Source organism: bacterium (genome assembly GCA_020440705.1).
Taxonomy (GTDB): Bacteria; Krumholzibacteriota; Krumholzibacteriia; order LZORAL124-64-63; family LZORAL124-64-63; genus JAGRNP01.
The window spans coordinates 34,874-56,156 of sequence record JAGRNP010000011.1 but is presented as its reverse complement, the minus strand read 5'-3'; the positions used below and the strand labels follow the sequence as shown (position 1 = coordinate 56,156).

Annotated in this window: 15 protein-coding genes; 12 read left to right on the top strand and 3 right to left on the bottom strand. The window is 69.7% G+C overall.

Going from position 1 to position 21,283, the window contains the following annotated elements:
* The coding region (locus KDM41_03415; protein MCB1182457.1) for a hypothetical protein at positions 1 to 2,563 on the bottom strand (2,563 nt) is incomplete at its 3' end.
* Between the two features lie 215 nt (positions 2,564 to 2,778).
* Here KDM41_03415 and KDM41_03410 point away from each other — a divergent pair.
* The 4 genes from KDM41_03410 (at position 2,779) to KDM41_03395 (ending at position 11,239) form a co-directional block, all read left to right on the top strand.
* Positions 2,779 to 4,005: an efflux RND transporter periplasmic adaptor subunit gene (locus tag KDM41_03410; protein MCB1182456.1), complete on the top strand. Its 1,227-nt coding sequence runs from the start codon at positions 2,779 to 2,781 to the stop codon at positions 4,003 to 4,005.
* Positions 4,006 to 4,069: 64 nt separating this feature from the next.
* Positions 4,070 to 7,366, top strand: a complete 3,297-nt coding sequence (locus KDM41_03405) for an efflux RND transporter permease subunit (protein ID MCB1182455.1) — start codon at positions 4,070 to 4,072, stop codon at positions 7,364 to 7,366.
* 1 nt (position 7,367) lies between these two features.
* Positions 7,368 to 10,466 (top strand): efflux RND transporter permease subunit, encoded by a 3,099-nt coding sequence (locus KDM41_03400; protein MCB1182454.1) that lies wholly within the window; start codon positions 7,368 to 7,370, stop codon positions 10,464 to 10,466.
* Between the two features lie 152 nt (positions 10,467 to 10,618).
* Positions 10,619 to 11,239 carry an NYN domain-containing protein gene (locus tag KDM41_03395; protein ID MCB1182453.1) on the top strand — a complete coding sequence of 207 codons (621 nt, stop codon included), beginning with the start codon at positions 10,619 to 10,621 and terminating at the stop codon, positions 11,237 to 11,239.
* A gap of 80 nt (positions 11,240 to 11,319) precedes the next feature.
* Here the strand turns inward: KDM41_03395 and KDM41_03390 are convergent, their stop codons facing one another.
* Both KDM41_03390 and KDM41_03385 read right to left on the bottom strand, forming a co-directional pair.
* Positions 11,320 to 12,204 carry an aminotransferase class IV gene (locus KDM41_03390; protein MCB1182452.1) on the bottom strand — a complete coding sequence of 295 codons (885 nt, stop codon included), beginning with the start codon at positions 12,202 to 12,204 and terminating at the stop codon, positions 11,320 to 11,322.
* Between the two features lie 117 nt (positions 12,205 to 12,321).
* The gene (locus KDM41_03385) at positions 12,322 to 13,056 is read right to left on the bottom strand and encodes a tetratricopeptide repeat protein (GenBank protein MCB1182451.1); all 735 of its coding nucleotides are present in this window, start codon (positions 13,054 to 13,056) and stop codon (positions 12,322 to 12,324) included.
* Between the two features lie 355 nt (positions 13,057 to 13,411).
* Between KDM41_03385 and ndhC the strand changes: the two genes are divergently transcribed.
* From ndhC to KDM41_03345, 8 genes are all read left to right on the top strand, one after another.
* The gene (gene ndhC / locus KDM41_03380; GenBank protein ID MCB1182450.1) at positions 13,412 to 13,783 is read left to right on the top strand and encodes an NADH-quinone oxidoreductase subunit A; all 372 of its coding nucleotides are present in this window, start codon (positions 13,412 to 13,414) and stop codon (positions 13,781 to 13,783) included.
* The gene (gene nuoB, locus KDM41_03375) at positions 13,774 to 14,280 is read left to right on the top strand and encodes an NADH-quinone oxidoreductase subunit NuoB (protein MCB1182449.1); all 507 of its coding nucleotides are present in this window, start codon (positions 13,774 to 13,776) and stop codon (positions 14,278 to 14,280) included. Before ndhC ends, nuoB begins: the two co-directional genes overlap by 10 nt.
* Positions 14,281 to 14,683: 403 nt before the next feature.
* Complete coding sequence (locus tag KDM41_03370) at positions 14,684 to 16,066, top strand: NADH-quinone oxidoreductase subunit D (GenBank protein ID MCB1182448.1); 1,383 nt, start codon at positions 14,684 to 14,686, stop codon at positions 16,064 to 16,066.
* A gap of 26 nt (positions 16,067 to 16,092) precedes the next feature.
* Entirely contained in the window at positions 16,093 to 16,629 is a 537-nt protein-coding gene (locus KDM41_03365; protein MCB1182447.1) for an NAD(P)H-dependent oxidoreductase subunit E, read from the top strand.
* Position 16,630: 1 nt separating this feature from the next.
* Positions 16,631 to 17,935, top strand: a complete 1,305-nt coding sequence (gene nuoF / locus KDM41_03360; GenBank protein MCB1182446.1) for an NADH-quinone oxidoreductase subunit NuoF — start codon at positions 16,631 to 16,633, stop codon at positions 17,933 to 17,935.
* A 3-nt stretch (positions 17,936 to 17,938) separates the two neighbouring features.
* Positions 17,939 to 19,477, top strand: coding sequence for a (2Fe-2S)-binding protein (locus tag KDM41_03355; GenBank protein ID MCB1182445.1), 1,539 nt, complete (start codon positions 17,939 to 17,941; stop codon positions 19,475 to 19,477).
* Positions 19,477 to 20,748, top strand: a complete 1,272-nt coding sequence (locus KDM41_03350; protein ID MCB1182444.1) for an NADH-quinone oxidoreductase subunit H — start codon at positions 19,477 to 19,479, stop codon at positions 20,746 to 20,748. Before KDM41_03355 ends, KDM41_03350 begins: the two co-directional genes overlap by 1 nt.
* A 25-nt stretch (positions 20,749 to 20,773) precedes the next feature.
* Positions 20,774 to 21,283 (top strand): NADH-quinone oxidoreductase subunit I, encoded by a 510-nt coding sequence (locus KDM41_03345; protein ID MCB1182443.1) that lies wholly within the window; start codon positions 20,774 to 20,776, stop codon positions 21,281 to 21,283.

Here is a 21,283-nt window from a genome sequence, read left to right as displayed (position 1 = left end):
AGTCGGCCGGCGCCGAGCGGGGACCGGTATGGCCGTCCGGCGTGGCGAGCCGGCCGAAGGCGATGGGGAACGCGACGACGCGTGAGCCGGTGCCGGCCGGTTCGTGCAGGACGGCGCCGGCGACCGGGTATCCGCCCGCGCCGCCGCCGGGAGCCGCGAAGGCGTAGAGCTCCTGGCCGGCGGCCGGCGCCATGGCGTCGAATTCGCCGTTGTTGCCGCCGTCGGCGACCAGGGCGGTGGTGATGCCCGCCAGCGCGCCCGTGGGCACGAGGCCGGCGACGGCCTGACCGTCGATGAAGGGGCCGACGCGGGAGGCCGTCAGCGCCGCGCCGACGAGGTCCTCGATCAGCGGCGTGCGAGTCCCGTAGTAGGCGCCCTCGAGGAGATTGTTGCCGAAGACCATCAGGTTGCGGCTCCCGAGTCCGAGCCACCCCTGGGGATTGCCGGTCTCCCAGCCCCAGGTCAGGGCGCGGTCGCCGACGTCCATGAGGATGGTGGCGTATCCGGCAAGACTCGCGGGGTTGACCTGGACGAACGGGTTGCTCTCCGGCCTGGTCGCCATGTAGTCGAAGTCCCGGTCGGGCTCGAGGCCGAGCTCAGCCAGGGCGGCGAGAAACGCCGCGCGCTCGTCCGGGTCTTCCGATCCGTCCCAGACCAGGATCGTCGGCTGGGAATCCGGGGCGGCCGGCAGCGTCGAGGGCAGCACGCGCCAACGGAAGTCCTCGGGGTAGGTGTCGGTCGTGAAGTCGCTGAAGCCGGTGGTGTCGGCGGGCATCAGGGCGGTGCCCAGGTCGCCGGCGACGTCGTCGACGGCCCGGACGAAGTAGCGCAGCCGGTCGCCGGGGAAGAGGAAGCCGGCGGTCGGCAGGGCGAAGCGGAAATTCCGCGCGATGTAGCTTGCGGTGCTGCCGGGGGTGCCACCCACGTCGACCCCGACGAGGGGGTTGGGCGGCGCGCTGGTGCGAAGGGCGTCGTTGGCGGGGTTGGGTTCGAGGATCCAGTGGATCTCCGCTGCCCCGGCCAGCGAGGCGCCGCGTCGGGGGGCGGCGACGTGGAAGTGCGTGGTCACGACCGACGGCAGTCCCGCGCCGGACGAAGCCACGGCGTCCTCGAAGCCGGGCGCCGCGGCGATGACCGGAGCGGTGTGCCGCATGGCCTTGACGGCGACGTTGTCGACCCAGGGGGCGGCCACGCCGTCCCAGCAGCCTTCGTTGTAGCCGCGGTAGCGTGCTGCGCCGAGCATCACCTGGATGCCCACCGCGTCGCTGACGTGGTTCGTGTAGACGTGGTCGATGAGGAACCGGATCCGGCGCCGGTCGGTCGAGGGAAAGCTCGCGTACGCGGTGTTGCGCGGGACGTTCCAGGTGAGCCCGTCGCTGGTCAGCCGGTAGGCGACGCGGAGGTAGGGGCCCTCGTCGTTGCCCGCGCGCAGATAGGCGTCCAGTTCGATGAGGACGGCGTCGTAGTCGGTCATGTCCGGCAGGGGAATGACCGGCGACACCCAGTCGCGTTCGGAATGGTAGTACAGCAGATCCTGCAGGTCCTCGCAGTCGACGATCAGCCCGCCGGGCCCGTAGCTGTCCCCGCCGTCGGCGAGCGGCACGGGACTGCAGCCGGTGCCGTCGGCCAGGAAGGCGAGTTGCGGGGTGGTGTTGCTGGCCGGCACGTGGCCGGGGCCCTCGAGCAGCGGTTCGATGGCGGCGTCGGAGCACTCCTGGGCCTTGTGGGGCTCCCACGACACGGGACTGCCCGGTTCGAAGTCATCGCTGGTCTGGAGCACCGGGCCGGCGCCCTGGTCGAAGCGGACCGCGATATTGTCGATCTGCACCGCGCCGTCGGTGGGGTAGGCGCAGTCCTCGTCGCTGAAAGCCAGGTCCGAGCGGAAATACCAGCGCAGGTGCACGTGGTCGCCGTCGACGTACGAATCCGGTCCGAGCATGAAGCTCAGGTCGACCCCCTCGGGCACGAAGACGCCGCCGCCGTAGAAGGTCCGGTTCGAATCGGTCCAGTCGGCGATGCGGACCCAGACGCCGTCCTCGAGGGCCTCGAAGTAGATGTAGTCGTAACCCGGCTCCATCTCGTAGTTCATGATCGCCGTGACGTTGACCAGGACCGAGTCGCCGGGGGAGGCGACCGGCCCGCTCCAGGTGAGGTACTCCGCCTGCCCGAGGCCGTAGCCGGGCTGGGGCGCGTCGGGCTCGCCGGTGCAGGGCCGGAAGTAGGCGCCGCACCACATGGCGTGGTTGGGGCTGAAGCCGGGGTCCAGGAGCTCGGCGTTGAAAGTGTCGACGTGGAACAGGGGGCCCTCGAAGTCGGCGAGGGTCATCCAGCCCTCGTCGTCGGGCAGGGACGGGTCGAGATCGTCCTGGAACTTGCCGTCGCCGCTGGCGGGGCCGCCGTAGAGCAGCAGGGTGTCGGCGGCGGTGGACGCGATCGCCGCCTGCGCGGCCGCGAACTCCGGCGCGCGGGGGGCGCTGGCGGCCGCGGGCGACTTGGCGGCGCCGGCCAGGACGGGGACCAGCAGCATGGCGAGAAGCGAAACGGAACGGGCGAACAGACGCATGGAATCCCCCCTGATGCGTGTCGGAGCGGGCACGGTTGCCCTGCAGAAGTCTACGGGATCGCGATGCCGGAGGCAACCGGTCCGCGATCCCATGCAACCCTGCCGTCCCTTCGTGCGTCTTCCCTGGCGGCGGCGGTCTCGCCGAGGGCGCCCCCGCCACCCGACCGACTCCGACACGCGCCACCGTGAATCGAAATAGCCCCGGGAGGGCCGCAATGAGCAGAGGGAAGTTCCTGATCGTGAGCCTGGGTGTGCTGCTGGTGCTGGGGGGCGTCGGCGGCGCCCTCTATTTCAAGGGCATGCTGCCCGGGGCCCCGGGCCCGGCCGCCGCCCTGGCCGACACCACCGGCGCCGACGTCGCCGGCGACCCCACCGACGGCAACGAGGACGGCAAGCCCGAGGTCAAGCCCGTGCCCGTGGAACTGGCGCTGGTCGAGGGGCGCAGCATCGCGGCGTACTACCGGGCCGCGTCGGTCATCGAGGCCGACCGTCTGGTCGCGCTCGTGGGCCGCACCGCCGGGCGCGTGCGCGCGGTGAACGTGGAAGAGGGCGACTGGGTGAGCGAGGGCCAGATCCTGGCCGAGCTGGAGAACGACCGCGAGCGGATCCAGCTCGAGAAGGCCGACCTGACCGTCGCCGACAAGAAACGCCAGCGCGACCGCAGCGCCCGCATGCTCGAGGAGCAGCTCATCTCCCAGCAGGAATTCGACGACCAGGAGTCGGCCTGGCGCATGGCCAAGGCCGAGCGCGACCTGGCCGAGATCGCCCTGGAGGACACCCGCGTGCGGGCCTCGTTCGCCGGCCGCGTGACCGAACGGCACATCGTGCCGGGCCAGCAGCTGGCCCTGGCCGCGCCCGCCTTCACCGTGGGCGATTTCAGCCCGCTGCGGGTGCGGGTGCACCTGCCCGAGGCCGTCGCCCGCAAGGTCGCGCCCGGGCAGCGCGTGCTCGTGGCTCCCGAGGCCGCCGACGTGGAGCTCGAGGCGTCGGTCGAGCGGGTCTCGCCCGTGGTCGATCCGGCCACCAGCACCGTGCGCCTGACCCTCCTGCTCGAGGGCGATGCCGCCGGCGAGGCGGCCCGCGTGGGCGGTTTCGTCAAGGTGCGCATCACCACCGACCAGCACCACGACGCCCTGGCCATTCCCAAGACCGCCCTGGTCGAGGAGGGCGCCCTGCGCAACGTCTTCGTGGCCGAGGCCGACACCGTCCGCAAGGTCGAGATCGAGACAGGCCTGTACGACGAATCGCATGTCGAGGTGCTCGAAGGGCTCTTCGAGGGCGACTTCGTGGTCACCATGGGGCAGGGCGGCCTGCGCACGGGGACGCCCATCAAGGCCCTCAACGGCGAAGCCGTCGGGTACGTGGGCGCCGAGGAGGACGTGGCGCGCGATCCCGCCGCCAAGCCCGAGACCGTCACCGCCCTCGCCGACCGCGACCGCTAGCCCAGCGCATCTTCATGGCGGCCGGCCCCGCGCCGGCCGCCTTCCCGGAACCCGGAGAGCCGTCATGAAAGTGATCCGCTACGCCGTTTCCCATCCCGTGACCGTGTGGATGGTGACCCTCGCCGCCGTCGTGTTCGGCATGACGAGCCTCGGGCGCCTGGACCTGCGCCTGCTGCCGGAGATCCGCTACCCGAGCCTGACGGTGCAGACCGACTTCCCGGGCACGGCGCCGGTCGACGTGGAGAACCTGGTCACGCGCCCCCTCGAGGAGACCGTGGGCGTGGTGCCGGGCCTGCGGCGGATCCACTCCATCAGCCAGGCCGGCCTGTCCCAGATCACGCTGGAGTTCAACTGGGGCACCCCCATGGACTACGCGGCGCTGGACGTGCGCGAGAAGATCGACCTGGTGCGGCTGCCGGCCGAGGCCACGGTGCCCCTGCTGCTCAAGTACGATCCGAGCCAGGACCCGGTCGTGCGCATCGGCCTGACGGGCGACGCTTCGCTGGTGAACCTGCGGCACGTGGCCGACGACGTGCTCAAGAAGGAGATCGAGGCCCTCGAGGGCGTCGCGGCGGCGCAGGTCTCGGGCGGGCTGGAGGAGGAGATCCGGGTCGCGGTGGACGAGACGCGCCTGTCGGCCCTGGGCATCCCCATCGGGACGGTGAGCCGTGTGCTCGCCGAGGAGAACATCAACGCGTCGGGCGGGCGCCTGCGCGACCGCAACGCCGAGTACATCGTGCGCACCCTGAGCCGCTTCGAGGACCTGGCCGACATCGAGGACGTCACCATCGCCAATATCGACGGCAAGACCGTGCGCCTGGGCGAGGTGGCGACGGTCACCCGCACGCACAAGGAACGCACCACCGTCACCCACATCGGCGGCCGCGAGTCGGTGGAGATCTCGGTCTTCAAGGAGGGCGACGCCAACATCGTCGAGATGGCCCAGCGCGTGAAGGCCCACCTCGCGCGCCTGGAGAAGCAGCTGCCGGACCGCATGCAGGCCGAGGTCCTCTTCGACCAGTCGACCTTCATCGACCAGGCCATCCGCGAGGTGCGCAACAACGCCCTGGTGGGCGGCCTGCTCGCGGTGATCGTGCTCTTCGTCTTCCTGCGCGACTTCCGCAGCACCCTGATCATCGGCGTGGCCATCCCCATCTCGATCGTGGCCACCTTCATCCTGATGCTCACCCGCGGCGTGAGCCTGAACATCATGTCCCTCGGCGGCCTGGCCCTCGGCGTGGGCATGCTCGTGGATAACTCGATCGTCGTGCTGGAGTCGATCTACCGGCGGCGCGAGGAGGCCGGACCGGACGGCGACGCAGCCGAGGCCGCGGCCCGCGGCGCGGGCGAGGTCGCCGGCGCCGTGACGGCGTCGACCCTGACGACCCTGGCCGTGTTCGTGCCCATCGTCTTCGTGGTGGTGGGCGTGGCGGGCCAGATCTTCCGCGACCAGGCCCTGACCGTGACCTTCTCCCTGGCCGTCTCCCTGGTGGTGGCCCTGACCTTCACGCCCATGGCGGCCGCCTTCGGGGCCGGCGGCGGGCGCAGCGGCGATCCGGCGCTGTCGTGGTACGGCTCGTGGGCGCGGTACGCCGGTGACGGCCGCTGGTACGCGCGCGGGCCGCGTCTGGGCGGGCTCTTCCTGACCATCGGCCTGGTGGCGGCGCTGATCCGGCTGGCGAAGCTGGTCCTGGCCCTGGGCCGGCTGGTGGTGCGGGCCCTGCTGTGGCCGGCCTGCTGGCTCTTCGAACGCACCTTCCCCCTGGCGCAGGAAGGCTACGTGCGCGTGCTGGGCGCGGCCCTGCGCCACCGGGTGGCGGTGCTGGTGATCGTCACCGCCATCGCGGGGGGCGCCGGGCTGCTGTGGCCGCGGCTGGGCTCGGAGCTCGTGCCGCCCCTGTCGCGCGGCGAATTCACCCTGGCCTTCGAACTGCCCGAGGGCACGCCCCTGAGCCGCACCGAGGCGATTATCGGCGCGGTCGAGGCCGACCTCGCCGCCCTGCCGGGCATCGACCTGGTGGTGGGCGGCGTGGGGCTCTCGCGCGAGGCGGGCACCACGGCCCAGCGGCGCAAGGAGAACCGCGCCGAGGTGCAGGTGAAGCTGAGCGAGGCCACGGCCCTCGCCGAGGCGCGGATCCTCGAGGACATCCGCGGCGTGCTGAAGAACCATCCGGACCTGCGCATGAAGGTGCGGCGGCAGTCGCTGATGGCCTTCGGGGCGCCGGTCGAGGTGAACGTGTACGGCTACAGCCTGGAAGACCTCCAGGCGACGGCCGACCAGGTGCTCGAGCGCCTGCAGGCGGTGCCTGGCCTGCGGGACCTGCGCCTGGCCATGGTCCCGGGCTCGCCCGAAGTGCAGGTGACGTTTGACCGTGACAAGCTGAACCGCTACGGGCTGAGCCTGGGGACCGTTTCCGAGACGGTGCGCGGCAAGGTGCGCGGGACGGTGGCCAGCCGCTTCCGCGACCGCGAGCGCCACGTCGACATCCGCGTGCTGAACACCGACGAGCAGCGCAACACCCTGACGGCCATCGCGGACCTCATCGTGACCGAGATCGACGGCGTGCCCATCCGGCTGGGCAGCATCGCGGCCATGTCGGTGGTGACGGGGCCGTCGGAGATCCATCGCCTGGGAAGCAAGCGGGTGGCCATCGTCTCGGCCAACCTGTCCGGCCGCGACCTCGGCTCGGTGACGGCGGACATCCGCGCCCGGCTGCGCGGGCTGTCGCTGCCGGCGGGCGTGGCCATCCAGATGGGCGGCCAGAACGAGGAGATGGATTCGTCGTTCCGCTCGCTGCGCATGGCCATCCTGCTGGCGATCTTCCTGGTCTACCTGGTCATGGCCGCCCAGTTCGAGAGCTTCGTGTACCCCCTGATCATCATGTTTACGGTGCCGCTGGCCATGAGCGGCGCGGTCTACGGCCTGTACCTGCGCGGGCTGAGCGTCTCGGTGATCGCGATCATCGGCGCGATCATGCTGGCGGGCATCGTCGTGAACAACGGCATCGTGCTGGTCGACCGGATCAACCAGCTGCGGGCGCGGGGGCTGGAGCTGGGCGAGGCCGTGGTGCGGGCGGGGCACGAACGGCTGCGGCCGATCCTGATGACCACCGCCACGACGGTGCTCGGCCTGCTGCCCATGGCGCTGGGCCTGGGCGAGGGGGCCGAACTGCGCGCGCCGCTGGCGGTGACCGTCATCGCCGGCCTGCTGCTGGCGACGCTGCTGACCCTGGTCGTCGTGCCCGTGATCTACACCCTGCTGACCGGCGGCGAGAAGCTGCGGGTGCGCGGGGCCGATCGCGCCGGCGTGGTGCCGCCCCTCGCGGGGGCGACGCTGCGCTCGGCGGGGAAGGACGCCTGAGATGTGGTTGACGTTCCTCTCCCTGCGCCGGCCGGTGACCCTGGCCATGGGCCTGGCCACCATCGTGCTCCTGGGCGCCGTCTCGATCATCAAGGTGCCCCTGGACTTCCTGCCGCGGGTCGAGTTCCCCTTCATCGCGGTGTGGGTGCCCTACCAGGGCGGCATCCCCTCGGAGAACGAGCGCGAGATCGTGCGCCCCATCGAGGAGGTGCTGTCGACCCTCGGCGGCGTGAAGCAGACCTTCAGCTACGCCGACGCCGGCGAGGTGCAGGTGGGCGTGACCTTCGAGTGGGGCCGCGACGTGAACCTGCTGCGCATGGAGGTGAAGGAGAAGATCGACCAGATCCGCAGCCAGCTGCCGGCGGACATCCAGCAGATCTTCCTGCTCACCTTCAACAGCAACGACATCCCCATCATCGAGGGGCGCATCTCGGCCAAGGGACGCGACCTCTCCGAGAGCTACGACCTGATCGACCAGAAGATCATCCAGCCGCTGCAGCGCATTCCCGGCGTGGGGCGCGTGAACATCGACGGCGTGAATCCGACCCAGGCCTCGGTGTACCTGCGTTTCGACAAGATCATGGAGCACAACGTCGATGTCGACCGGCTCTTCCGCGAACTGCAGGCGGCGAACGTGGAGCTGACGGTCGGGCGCGTGACGGACGAGGGGCTGCGCTACGACGTGCGCACCGTGTCGGGCCTGCACGGCGTCGAGGAGCTGCGCGAGCTGCCCATCGACGAGCGCGGCCTGCGCCTCGGCGACGTGGCCTACGTGCTGTACGGGGCGCCGGCGCTGGCCTATGGCCGGGTGCTCAACGGCGAACCGGCCATCGCCTTCTGGATCCAGAAGGCGTCGGGCTACAACACCGTCGAGGTGTGCCGCGCCGTCGAGGCCGAGCTCGGGCGCATCAACGAGGATCCGGCCCTGCAGGGGATCAACAGCTTCTCGTTCTTCAACCAGGCCGACCAGATCACCGACTCGCTGCGGTCGCTGCTGCAGGGCGGGCTCTTCGGCTCGGTGCTGGCCGTGGCGATCCTGTACCTGTTCCTGCGGCGGCTGAGCATGACGCTGGTCGTGAGCATCGCGATCCCCATCTCGATCCTGGGGACGTGCATCTTCCTCTTCCTGACGGGACGCACCCTGAACGTCCTGACCATGATGGGGCTGATGCTCGGCGTGGGCATGCTCGTGGACAACGCCGTGGTGGTGCTCGAGTCGATCCACCGCCGCCAGCACGCGGGGAACAACCCGGTGGCGGCGGCCGCGCGGGGCACCAAGGAGGTAGGCACGGCCATCGTCGCCTCCACCCTGACCACGGTCATCGTCTTCGCGCCGGTGGTCGTGAGCAAGGCCGACGAGCTGTCGGTGTGGCTGGGCGAGGTGGGCATCACCATCAGCGTGACCCTGATCTTCTCGCTGCTGGTGAGCCTGACCGTGATCCCGGCCCTCTCGATCCGCATGACCCGCACCGGCGGCGAGATCAAGGAGGCGCGCTGGCTGCTGGCGGTCAAGCGCGTCTACGTGCGCATGCTGTCCTGGACCGCCATCCGGCACCCGGTGCTGACGGCCCTGGTGATCGTGCCCGCGGTGCTGGCGATCACCGTGGGCGGCATGAAGCTGACCGGCTTCAAGCCGGACACGGAGGGCGACCAGGGCATCCGCCGCGAGAGCCTGCGCATCGGCTTCGACTACACCGGCCCGGTGGACAAGACGACCTCCGAGGCCATGGTGGCCCGGGCGACCGAGTACTGCGAGACGCGCCGCGACGACCTCGACCTGCGCGACATCTACTCGTACTACGTGGCCGACGGCGGCGGCATCACGCTCTTCTTCGAGGACGGCGTCGTCTCGGACGAGTTCTTCCGCGAGGTGCGGGACGACCTGCGGGAGAACCTGCCGGTGCAGGCGGGCCTGACCTACCGCTTCGGTGGCGACGACGGACAGGATTCCGGCGCCAAGACCTTCTCGGTGACGATCTCCGGCGAGGAGACCGAGTTTCTCGAGGAGTACGCGGAGGAGGCCAAGCGGCGCCTCGGCCTGATCGAGGGCATCGGCGACCTGCGCAGCGACGACGACAACGGCAAGGCCGAGATCCGCATCAAGGTCGATCGCGACCAGGCCGGGCGGTACAACATCTCGCCGGCCACGGTGTCGCAGATCATGGGGCTGACCTACCGCGGCGTGCTGCTGCCCCGCCTGAACACGGGCGAGAAGGAGATCGATCTCGTCGTGAGCCTCTGGCCGGACGATGCCGAGTCCATCGAGAACCTGGCCCTGCTGACGGTGGGGTCGGTCGACGGCCGCGCCGTGCAGCTCGCGCAGATCGCCGACTTCGAGTTCGGCAAGAGCCCCGAGCGGATCTTCCGCCGCGACCAGCGCACCGGCGTCACCATCACCGGCACCTGGGACGGGGAGAAGCTCGACGACGCCATCGAGCAGATCCGGCCGCTGATGGACGGGCTGGACCTGCCGTTCGGCTACGGCTGGAACTTCGGGGGCAACATCGTGCGGGCCCAGGAGCAGGAGTCGGAGATGGGGGCCAACATGCTGCTGGCCCTGGCCTGCGTCTTCTTCGTCATGGCGAGCCTGTTCGAGTCGCTGCTCTATCCGCTGGTGGTCATGGGCACGGTGCCCTTCGCCTCGCTGGGCGTCTTCTGGCTGATGATGGCCACCGGCACGCCGTTCAACATGATGGCGATGATCGGCATGGTGATCCTGATCGGCATCGTCGTGAACAACGGGATCGTGCTCGTCGACCACATCAACGGGCGGCGCAAGGCGGGCCTCGATCTGGACGCCGCGATCCTGGCCGGCGGCGGCGACCGCCTGCGGCCGATCCTGATGACCGCGGGCACGACCATCCTCGGCCTGCTGCCCCTGGCGGTCTTCCACGGGGCCCACGTGGGCGACGCCGAGTACTACCCCATGGCCCGTGCCATCAGCGGCGGCCTGGCCTCGAGCACCCTGCTGACGCTGCTGGTGATGCCGACCTACTACCGCCTGGCGACGGTGTGGGCGGAGAACCTGCGGCGGGCCCTCGGGGCCTGGCGGCGGGGCGACGGCGCCGCCCCGGCGGCCGAACCGGGGATCGGGGTCTGACCGGCCAAAACGCGATTGCGAATCGAAGTCGGCCGGGCTATATTCCGGGGCAGAGGGGAGGATCGCCAAAGCGATGCTCCCTTCTGCCGTCTCGCCCAGCCGGCCGGCTTACCGGCCCCCGTCATGATTCCGAGTTTCTAGAGGTATCGGGAATGTACAGCACGAACCCCATGGACCGCGTCGCGATCTTCATCGACGGCGAGAACATCCATTACAGCGCCAAGCATATGAACATGCGGATGGACTACCTGAAGCTGTGCGCGAAGCTCGCCGCCGGCCGACGGCTGGTGCGGTCGTACTTCTACACCGCCATCAGCAACCAGTCCGAAGGGAAGATCGATTTCATCAACTTCCTCAAGCTGAACGGGTTCACGGTCGTCACGAAGGAGATCAAGAACTTCAACGAGAACGACCCCAGCACGCGCAACGTGCGCGGCTGCCTCGACATGGAAATGGCCATCGACGCCCTGGAACTCTCGGCCCAGCTCGACTCGATCATCCTCTGCACCGGCGACGGCGACTTCCAGCCGCTGGTGGCGGCCCTCGGCCGGCGCGGGATCCACGTGGAGGTGTGCGCGCTGCGCGAGATGACGAGCACCGACCTGATCGCGGCCTCGGACGAGTACATCGACCTGGCGAGCATGAAGAGCGAGATCGCCCTGGCCGGCGCGCCGGCGCCGCAGCAGCCGCGCGACATCCGCAACGACCTGCCCCCGGCCGACCATGACGATTTCAACACGTTCAAGGCCCAGGAGACGAGCTTCGACTTCTGAGCCGGCCCGAGGCCCGTTCCGGCGACCGCCCCGCACCGCGGGGCGGTCGTTTTCTTGCGGGGCGTGCGGGGGCGCGGCGCTCAGGCGCCGGAATCTTCGACCAGGGCGCGGTCGATGAGCTCGCGGTAGGCCGCCTGGATGCGGCGGGTGACCGGGCCGGGGCGGCCGTCGCCCACGGGCACCGTGTCGATGCGCACCACCGGCAGCACCTCGCGGACGCTGCTGACGACGAAGACCTCGGCGGCGGCGGCGAGGTCTTCGCGGCGCAGGACGGCCTCGCCGGCGGGCAGGCCGAGGCCGGCGGCCAGGCCGAGAATGCGTTCGCGGGTGCGTCCGGCCAGGAAGCCGTCACCGACCGTGGGGGTGGCCAGGCGCCCGTCCCGCACGACGAAGATGTTGCTGACCGCCCCCTCGAGCAGGCGGCCGTCCGGTCCGGTCAGCAGGGCCTCCGGGCAGCCGGCGGCGGCGGCCCGCCGCAGGGCCGAGACCGCAGCGAGGCCGTTGAGGGTCTTCAGGTGCGGGAAGCTGCCGCGGGCGTAGGCGTCGTCGAGGACGACGACGGGGATGCCGTCGGCGGCCCATTCGGCCAGGGCCGGCGCCACCGGGACCAGGGTCATGACGACGGTCGAGGGGATCGCCGCCAGGCGCGTCAGGGGCAGCGGGTCGTCGGGCGAGCCGCCGCGGCTGACGGTGATGCGCAGCCGCCCGTCGCCGTCCGTCAGCCCGTTGCGCTCGGCCAGTTCGGCCACCGCCCGGCGCAGGCCGGCCTCGTCCAGGGGAAACGGGATCTCAAGGGCGGCGGTCTGGCGGGCCAGACGCGCCCAGTGGGCCGGCAGGTCGAGGGGGCGTCCGGCGTAGAGCCGCAGGGTGGTGTAGACGCCGTCGCCGGCGGTGTAGCCGCCGTCGAAGACGCTGACCCGGGCCTGGTCGGCGGGCACGAGGCGGCCGTTGAGGTGCACGAACACGGGATCTCCCGGGGCTGGGGCGGGGCGGCGACGACAGAAGGCCACCGCCGCAGCGGTGGCCTTCAGGTTAGCAGATGCCCGGGTGGGGGGAAATCCCGGTTTCTGCCCGGAGTCGGATCAGCCGTGGGCCGACGCCTCGCGGTGCCAGGCGGCCAGGGCGTGGACGATGCGTTCGCGCTCGGCGGCGACGACCGGGTTGGCGTCGACGACCATCACCGCATCGGCGGCGACCAGGGCGCCCTGCAGGTGCTCGCGGGCGGCGCTGATCTGCAGCTCGAGGTGGCGGCGCTGGACCTCGGTGTCGTGGTGCGAGGCGAGGAACTCGCCGCACATGCGGGCGGCGCGGTCGGCGCCGTCGGTCTGCCAGGCCAGGTCGACCAGGTTCAGGAACGCGTTGGCGTAGCCGGGCCGGACCTTCAGGGCGGTCTCGAAGTGCCGGCGGGCCTCGTCGAGGCGTCCCTGCATGAAGTCGGAGACACCGAGGTTGTTCAGGGTGTCCGGGTCGTTGGGCGTGAGCTTCAGCACGGCCTGGAAGTCGTCGCGGGCCGCGTCGTGCTTCTCCTGTCGCGATCGCACGAGGCCGCGGTTGTAGCGCACGTTCGGGTTCTCCGGCAGCAGGTCCAGCACGTGGTCGAAGCACGTCTCGGCCTTCCCGTACTCGCCGAGGGACGAGTAGAGGGCGCCGAGGTTGTTGTGGCCCTCGGGGCGGTCGGGGAAGGTGTTGACCACGGCTTCGAAGCGCTCGAGGGCGAGGCGCAGGTCGCCGTCGTTCAGGGCGTCGGTGCCGGCGGTCACCATCTCGGCCAGGTCCGGGGCGGCGGCGGGGGCGGTCGCGGTCGTGTTCGGAGCCATGTTCGCTTCTCCTGTTTCCGGGAAAGGGGGGCTGTTCGGTGCCGGGCCACGCAACCGGCGTGCCGGACGGGCGTGTCCCGGAGCGGCGGCCGGCGGCGGGCGAAAGTGGCCGTCCGTATGAGGTTATCTTTAGCTGTGGCCGGGGGCGGGCGTGGACGCCGTTCGCCCCGGCCGACGCGGATGGCCAGTTTCCGACCCACCCGGACATTCTTTCGTCCAACGGTCAGGGTTCGGTTGACACCCTCAACTAGTCTGTTATTTTTGCAACAAACCGGTCTCCCCAAAGCACCTGCGCTGACGCCGGCGCGGCGGGCCGACCGTCCGATCGTCAACGACCCCTCCCTTGGGAGTGCCCATGTTCGAACAGTTCATTCCCGTGCTGCTCGTGCTCCTCGTCGGGGCGGCCTTCGCGGGACTCTTCCTGGGACTGAGCTTCTGGCTCGGGCCCTCGCGGCCCTCGCCCCTGAAGGACTCGATCTACGAGTGCGGCATCCCGGTGCGCGGCTCGACCCAGATCCGGTTCTTCGTGCGGTTCTTCCTGGTCGCGCTCTTCTTCCTGCTGTTCGATCTGGAAGCCGTCTTCCTCTACCCCTGGGTGATCATGTACAAGGGGCTGCTGGAGGCGGGGCACGGCCTGTTCGCCCTGGGCGAGATGGGCGCCTTCGTGGCGGTGCTCCTGGTGGGATTCATCTACATCTGGAAGAAAGGGGGGCTCGAATGGCAGTAGACCTCGAAAGCCCCAGCAATTTCATCACGACGCGCCTGCGGCAGGCGGTCAACTGGGGGCGCAAGTACTCCCTGTGGCCGTTGCCCTTCGGCGTCGCGTGCTGCGCCATCGAGTTCATGAGCACCGTGTCGTCGTACAACGACATCAGCCGCTTCGGCGCCGAGCTGGTGCGCTTCTCGCCGCGGCAGAGCGACATGATGATCATCGCCGGCACCATCAGCTACAAGCAGGCGCCGATCCTCAAGACCATCTACGCGCAGATGGCCGAGCCCAAGTGGGTCATCGCCATGGGCGTGTGCGCCAGCAGCGGCGGGTTCTACAACAACTACAGCACCCTGCAGGGCGCCGACCACGTGATCCCGGTCGACGTGTACGTGGCCGGGTGTCCGCCCACGCCGGAGAACCTGCTGTTCGCCCTGACCCAGATCCAGGACAAGGTCGAGAAGGAGGGCCTGGTGCCTTCCCACGTGCGCCACGCGATCCGGGAACAGGCCTAGCTCCCGCGCGTGATCACACTCCAGCCGGCGCGCGCCCGGGGCGCCGCGCCAGGGACGGAAAAGCATGAGCCAGAAGCTGGTCGAGAGACTCCGGCAGCAGTTCGGTGCGGACATCCTGGCCACGGACAGCCAGCACGGCGACGAGTCCGTGACCGTGCCGCGGGACAAGCTGACCGCCGTCGTCGCCCACCTGCGGGACCGCGAGGCGTGCGAGCAGCTCTCCGATGTGGTGGGCGTGCACTATCCGGAGCGGGACGAGGAGTTCGAGGTCGTCTACCTGCTGCGGTCGTGGGAGAAGAACCACCGCATCCAGGTGCGGGTGCGCACGGACGAGGACGAGCCGGTGCCCACCCTGAGCGGCCTGTACCGGAGCGCCAACTGGGCCGAGCGCGAGGTGTACGACATGTTCGGCGTGACCTTCGCCGACCACCCGGACCTGCGCCGCATCCTCTGCCACCACCAGTTCGAGGGGCACCCCCTGCGCAAGGACTACCCCATCGAGCAGGGGCAGGAGTGCACGCGGCCGGAGAAGCTCTTCGACGACGAGGACATCGCGCGGGCGGCGCGGCGGGCCACGAGCCAGGCGGCCGACGTGCACGGGGCCATCGACGAGGTGCACCCCTCGGACCTGCTGACGGTGAACCTCGGCCCGAGCCATCCGGCCATGCACGGCGCCCTGCGCGTGGAGTGCCTGCTCGACGGCGAGACGATCCTCGAGGCGAAGTCGGAGATCGGCTACATCCACCGCTGCTTCGAGAAGGAGGCCGAGGACCACACCTGGGCCCAGGTGATGCCGTACACCGACCGCCTGAACTACTGCTCGGCCATGCTGAACAACTCGATCTACGCCATGGCCATCGAGAAGATGTGCGGCGTCGAGGCCACGCCCCGGGCGCAGGCGATCCGCGTCATCGTCAGCGAGCTGTCGCGCATCATCGACCACCTGGTCTGCGTGTGCACGAACCTGGTCGACATCGGCGCCCTGACCAACTACTGGTACCTGTACAACGTGCGCGAGAGCATCTACGAGTCGCTGGAGAAGCTGTGCGGCTCGCGGCTGACCACGAACTACGCGCGCATCGGCGGCATGAGCCACGACCTGTACGACGGCTTCGAGGCGGAGATCCGCAGCAAGCTCGACGACCTGGTCGCGGCCCACACCGACGTGATGAAGCTCGTGGCGCGCAACCGGATCTTCCTGGACCGCACCGTGGGGGTGGGGGCCATCGACAGCGCGACGGCCCTCAGCTTCGGCTACACGGGCCCGGCGCTGCGGGCCACGGGACTGGCCTACGACCTGCGCCGTCACGCGCCCTACTCGGGCTACGAGCAGTACGACTTCGACATCCCCACGGGCAGCGCCGGCGACACCCACGATCGCATCATGGTGCGCCTGGCCGAGATCATCCAGAGCCGCTCGATCGTGCTGCAGGCCCTCGACAAGCTGCCCGACGGGCCGGTGGACATCGACAACCACGACATCATCATCCCGCCGAAGCAGAACGTCTATCACAGCATCGAAGGCGTCATGAACCAGTTCAAGCTGGTCTACGAAGGCATCAAGGTGCCGCGGGGCGAAGGCTACGGCTTCGGCGAGGGCGCCAACGGCGAGCTGGGCTTCTTCAGCGTCTCGGACGGCACGGGCCACGCCTACCGCATGAAGGTGCGGCCGCCGTGCTTCCCGATCTTCTCCTCGTACACGACCATCGTCCAGGGCCGGATGATCCCCGACGCGATCGCCACCCTGGGCAGCCTGAACATCATTGCCGGTGAGCTGGACCGCTAGGCCACGGCGTGGAAGGTAGAATGCCGATGAGTGAAACCCCCTTCAACCTCTCGAGCGAGAGCCGGTCGCGGATCGACGCCCTGATCGGGCGTTACCCGACGAAGGCCAGCGCCATCATGCCCTGCATCTGGGTCATCATGGACGAGCTCGGCTACGTGCCCGAGGAAGGCGTGACGCTGTTGCACGAGAAGCTCGGCGTCAGCCGCGCCCGCGTGCACGAGGTGCTCTCGTTCTACACCATGTTCCGCACCGAGCCCCAGGCGAAGCACACCCTGCAGGTGTGCCACAACATCTCCTGCCACATCATGGGCGCCCGGCCGCTGATCGCCCACATGGAGAAGCGCCTCGGCATCCGGCTCGGCGAGCGCACGCCCGACGGGATGTTCCAGCTCGAGGGCGTCGAGTGCCTCGGGGCCTGCGGCATGGGGCCCTGCCTGCAGCTCGGCAGGCACCTCTACGAGCACCTGACGCCGGAGAAGGTGGACGGGATCCTGGACAGCCTGAAGCGGGGCGTCGTGCCGCGGGCCGACACCGACCGCCTGGTCGCCGAAGGGGGGCAGTAGGATGGATCGCAGTCGCTTCAACATCCTCTCGTCCCGGTTCGGGCGCGACGACGGCCACAAGCTCCCGGTGTACGAGGCCGACGGCGGCTACCGGGCCCTGAAGATGGTCCTGTCGTCGATGCAGCCGGTCGAGGTGCGGGACGTGGTCAAGGACGCGGGCCTGCGCGGCCGCGGCGGCGCCGGCTTCCCCACCGGCGTCAAGTGGGGCTTCGTGCCCGAGGCCGCCCAGGAGATCTACTTCTTCGTGAACGCCGACGAGTCCGAGCCGGGCACCTTCAAGGACCGCCTGTGCCTCGACTACGATCCGCACCAGACCATCGAGGGCACCATCATCAGCTGCTTCGCCGTGCGGGCGAAGCTGGCCTTCATCTACATCCGCGGCGAGTTCGGCTGGCTGGTCGACCGCGTGCAGGCGGCCGTGGACGAGGCCTATGCGGCGGGCTACCTGGGCAGGAACATCCTGGGCAGCGGCTACGACCTGGAGATGATCGTCCACAAGGGCGCGGGCGCCTACATCTGCGGCGAGGAGACGGGCCTGATCAACTCGGTGGAGGGCCGCAAGGGCCAGCCGAACATCAAGCCGCCCTTTCCCGCGGTGGCGGGCTTCCTGGGCAAGCCGACCATCGTCAACAACGTCGAGTCGGTGGCCTCGGTGCCCTGGATCATCAACAACGGTGCCGAGGCCTACAAGGCCTTCGGCACCGAGAAGTCGTGCGGCACGAAGCTGTTCTCGGTCTCGGGCCCGGTGAAGAACCCGGGCGTGTACGAGATCCCGCTGGGTCTGCCGTTCCGCGAGTTCTTCCACGACTGGCTCGGCGGCATGGTCGACGGCGAGGAGCTGAAGGCCGTGATCGTGGGCGGCAGCTCGGTGCCCGTCCTGCCCGCCGACGAGATCATGAACTGCAACCTGGACTACGAATCGCTGATGAACGCCGGCACCATGCTGGGGTCCGGCGGCATGATCATCATTCCGCAGAGCTGCGACATGGTCGAGCTCATCCAGGTGCTGATGCACTTCTACTTCGACGAGAGCTGCGGCCAGTGCACGCCGTGCCGCGAGGGCACGGGCTGGTTGCACAAGATCGTCAAGAAGCTGCGCCGGGGGGAGGGGACCGCCGAGGACCTCGACCTGCTCGAGCACGTCTGCAACGGCATGGCGGGCCTGACCATCTGCCCGCTGAGCGACGCCGCCGTGATGCCCATGCGCAGCTTCCTGAACAAGTTCCGCCCCGAGTTCGAGGCCCTCATCCAGGAAACCGCGACCGCCGGCCCGCGCAGCCGCTGGCCGCGCGGGGAGCAGGAGTAACCGATGGCCAAGTTGACGATAGACGGCAAGGAGATCGAGGTTCCCGACGGAACCAGCCTCTTCGACGCCTGCGCCGAGGCCCGTGGCGAGGCGCTGCCGCACTTCTGCTACCACCCCGACCTGTCGGTGGCGGGCGTGTGCCGGCTGTGCCAGGTCGAGGTCGAGGGCATGCCGAAGCTCACGATCGCCTGCAACACCGGCGTGCGCGACGGCATGGTCGTCCACACGCGGAACGACCGCGTGCGCCGGGCGGCCCAGCAGATCCTCGAGATGCACCTGGTCAACCACCCGGTCGACTGCCCCATCTGCGACCAGGCGGGGGAGTGCGGCCTGCAGGACCAGTACATGACCTACGGCCTGTACGACTCGAAGGTCGAGCAGGACGACAAGGTCAACAAGGCCAAGGCCGAGGTCATCGGCCCCCACGTGATCCTCGACCAGGAGCGCTGCGTGCTGTGCAGCCGCTGCGTGCGCTTCTGCAACGAGGTCACGGGCACGGGCGAGCTGGGCATCTACAACCGGGGCGACCGGGCCGAGATCGGCACGCCGCCGGGGGTCGAGCTCGACAACAACTACAGCCTGAACACCGTGGACATCTGCCCGGTGGGCGCCCTGACCAGCCGCGACTTCCGCTTCCAGAAGCGGGTCTGGATGCTCAAGGCGGCCGAGTCGATCTGCCCGGGCTGCAGCATGGGCTGCAACGTGCGCGTCGACCACGAGGCCGGCCGGGTCTACCGCCTGAAGCCGCGGCGCAACCCGGACGTGAACGGCCCCTGGATGTGCGACAAGGGCCGCATGATCTACAAGGACGTCCACGCCGAGAACCGGCTGCAGGACCCGCGCCGCGGCGGGGACGTCCTGCGCTGGGCGGACCTCGGCGCGGTCCTCGCCGATCTGACCGCCGGCGGCATCGGCCTGGCCGTGGGCAGCCCGCACCAGAGCCTCGAGGAGCTCTTCCTGCTGCGCGGCCTGGCCGGCACGGTGAGCGGCGGCCTGGCGGGCGCCGGGCTGGGCGAGGCCGACGGCATGCTGCTGCAGGCCGACCGCACGCCGAACCGCAGGGGCCTCGAGCTGCTCGGCCTGGCCGAGCAGGACGGCGCCGCGCTGGCGGCGGCGATCCGGGGCGCGAGCGGTGCGGTGCTGGTGCTGGGCGGCGATCCGGCCGCGGACGAGGCCGTCGCGGGCGCCATCGCCGGCCACGGCAAGGTGATCTACGTGGGCACCCACGCCAACGCGACCGCGCAGGCGGCGGCGCTGGTGCTGCCCGGCGCGTCCTGGGCCGAGAAGACCGGCATCTTCGTCAACAAGGACGGCCGGCTGCAGCGCTTCCAGCAGGCGGTCGTCCGCCCCGGCAGCGCGCGGGAGGACTGGCGGATCCTGGCCGAGTTGAAGGGCGACGACGCCCCCGGCAGCCTCAAGGCCCTGCGCCAGGACCTGGCCGCCGCCCTCGGCCTCGCCGACGTGAACCTGAACAAGCTCCCGGCGCTGGGCCTCGCCCCGGCCACGGCGGCGAGCGGAACGCCCACCGGAGGTGAAGGCTGATGCCGATCGTGCTGGAATCGCTGGCCAAGATCGTCTTCATGTTCGCGCTGATCATGGGGATGGTGCCGGTGCTGATCTGGGCCGAGCGCAAGGGCGCGGCCTTCATCCAGGACCGCACCGGGCCGAACCGCGCGGGCATCGCCGGCGTGCGCCTGGCCGGACTGGTGCATCCCATCGCCGACGTGCTGAAGCTCCTGTTCAAGGAGGACGTGCAGCCCGCCGCGCGCCACCGGGCCTTCTACAACCTGGCGCCCTGGCTGGCCATGGCCGTGGCCGTCAGCTCGTACGCCGTGATCCCGTTCGGCGACTACATCACCATCGCCGGGAAGAAGATTCCGCTGGTGGTGGCCGACCTGCAGGTGGGGGCGCTGTACGTGCTGGCGGTGGCGAGCCTCGGCACCTACGGCGTGGTCATGGGCGGCTGGGCCTCCAACAACAAGTTCACCTTCCTCGGCGGCATCCGGGCCTCGGCCCAGATGATCAGCTACGAGATCAGCATGGGCCTGGCCCTGATGGGCATCTTCCTGATCTTCTCGAGCCTGCGCATCACCGACATCGTCGCGGGCCAGGGCGACCTGATCTGGGGCGTGCTGCCCAAGTGGGGCGTGGTGGTGCAGCCGCTGGGCTTCGTGCTCTTCATCACGGCGGTCTTCGCCGAGACGAACCGCAACCCGTTCGACCTGCCCGAGGGCGAATCGGAGATCGTGGCCGGCTTCCACCTCGAGTACAGCTCGCTGAAGTTCGCCCTGTTCTTCATGGCCGAATACTGCCACATGGTGGTGGGCGCGGCGCTGATCACGGCCTTCTACTTCGGCGGCTACCAGATCCCGTGGCTGCCCCGGCCGGCCCTCGAGGCCCACGCCGGCCTGCTGCTGACCCTCAAGCTCGTCGGCATCGCCCTCGTCAGCGTCGTCTTCGCCATGCTCTTCATGCGGCGGGTGCAGAAGGAGAAGGGCAAGTTCGGCGATGCCCGCGACCGCGAGCCCGTGCTCGGCGCCGGCCTGTGGTTCGTGGTGGCCGTGGCGGCCGCCGGCGGCCTGCTGCTCAAGCCCTGGGCCATCGGGCCGCAGGGCGCCGAACTGGTGGCGACCATCTTCCAGATCGCGGCCTTCGTCGGCAAGGTCGTGTTCTTCGCCTGGTTGTTCATCTGGGTGCGCTGGACGCTGCCGCGGTTCCGCTACGATCAGCTGATGCACCTGGGGTGGAAGGTCATGCTGCCCCTGGGACTGGCCAATCTCGTCGTCACCGCCGTGGTGATGGCGCTGGTGTGATAGAACGCGTTCGACGAGGAGTGACATGAACTTCGCAGGATTGCCCAAGGAAGCGGGCTCGAAGAAGACGAACTTCCTCGAGTCGATCTACCTCGTCGAGGTGGTCAAGGGGCTCGCGGTGACGATGAAGCACCTGGTGCGGAACGTCTTCGCCACCGACGAGATGCCCACCATGCAGTACCCGGAGGAGAAGCGCGTCTACGGCGACCGCTTCCGCGGCCGGCACCGGCTGATGCAGCGCGAGGACGGCACGCCCCGCTGCGTGGCCTGCCAGATGTGCTCGACCTATTGCCCGGCCGACTGCATCAAGATCGTCGCGGCCGAACATCCGGACCCGACCATCGAGAAGTATCCGCTCTCGTTCGACATCGACCTGCTGCGCTGCGTGTACTGCGGGCTGTGCGAGGAGGCCTGCCCCTGCGACGCGATCCGGCTGGACACGGGCATCTACGAGATCGCCGCCGACAAGCGGGAGAAGTTCGTCGTCGACAAGGACTTCCTCCTGAACAACACGACCGACGGCACGCTGAAGTAG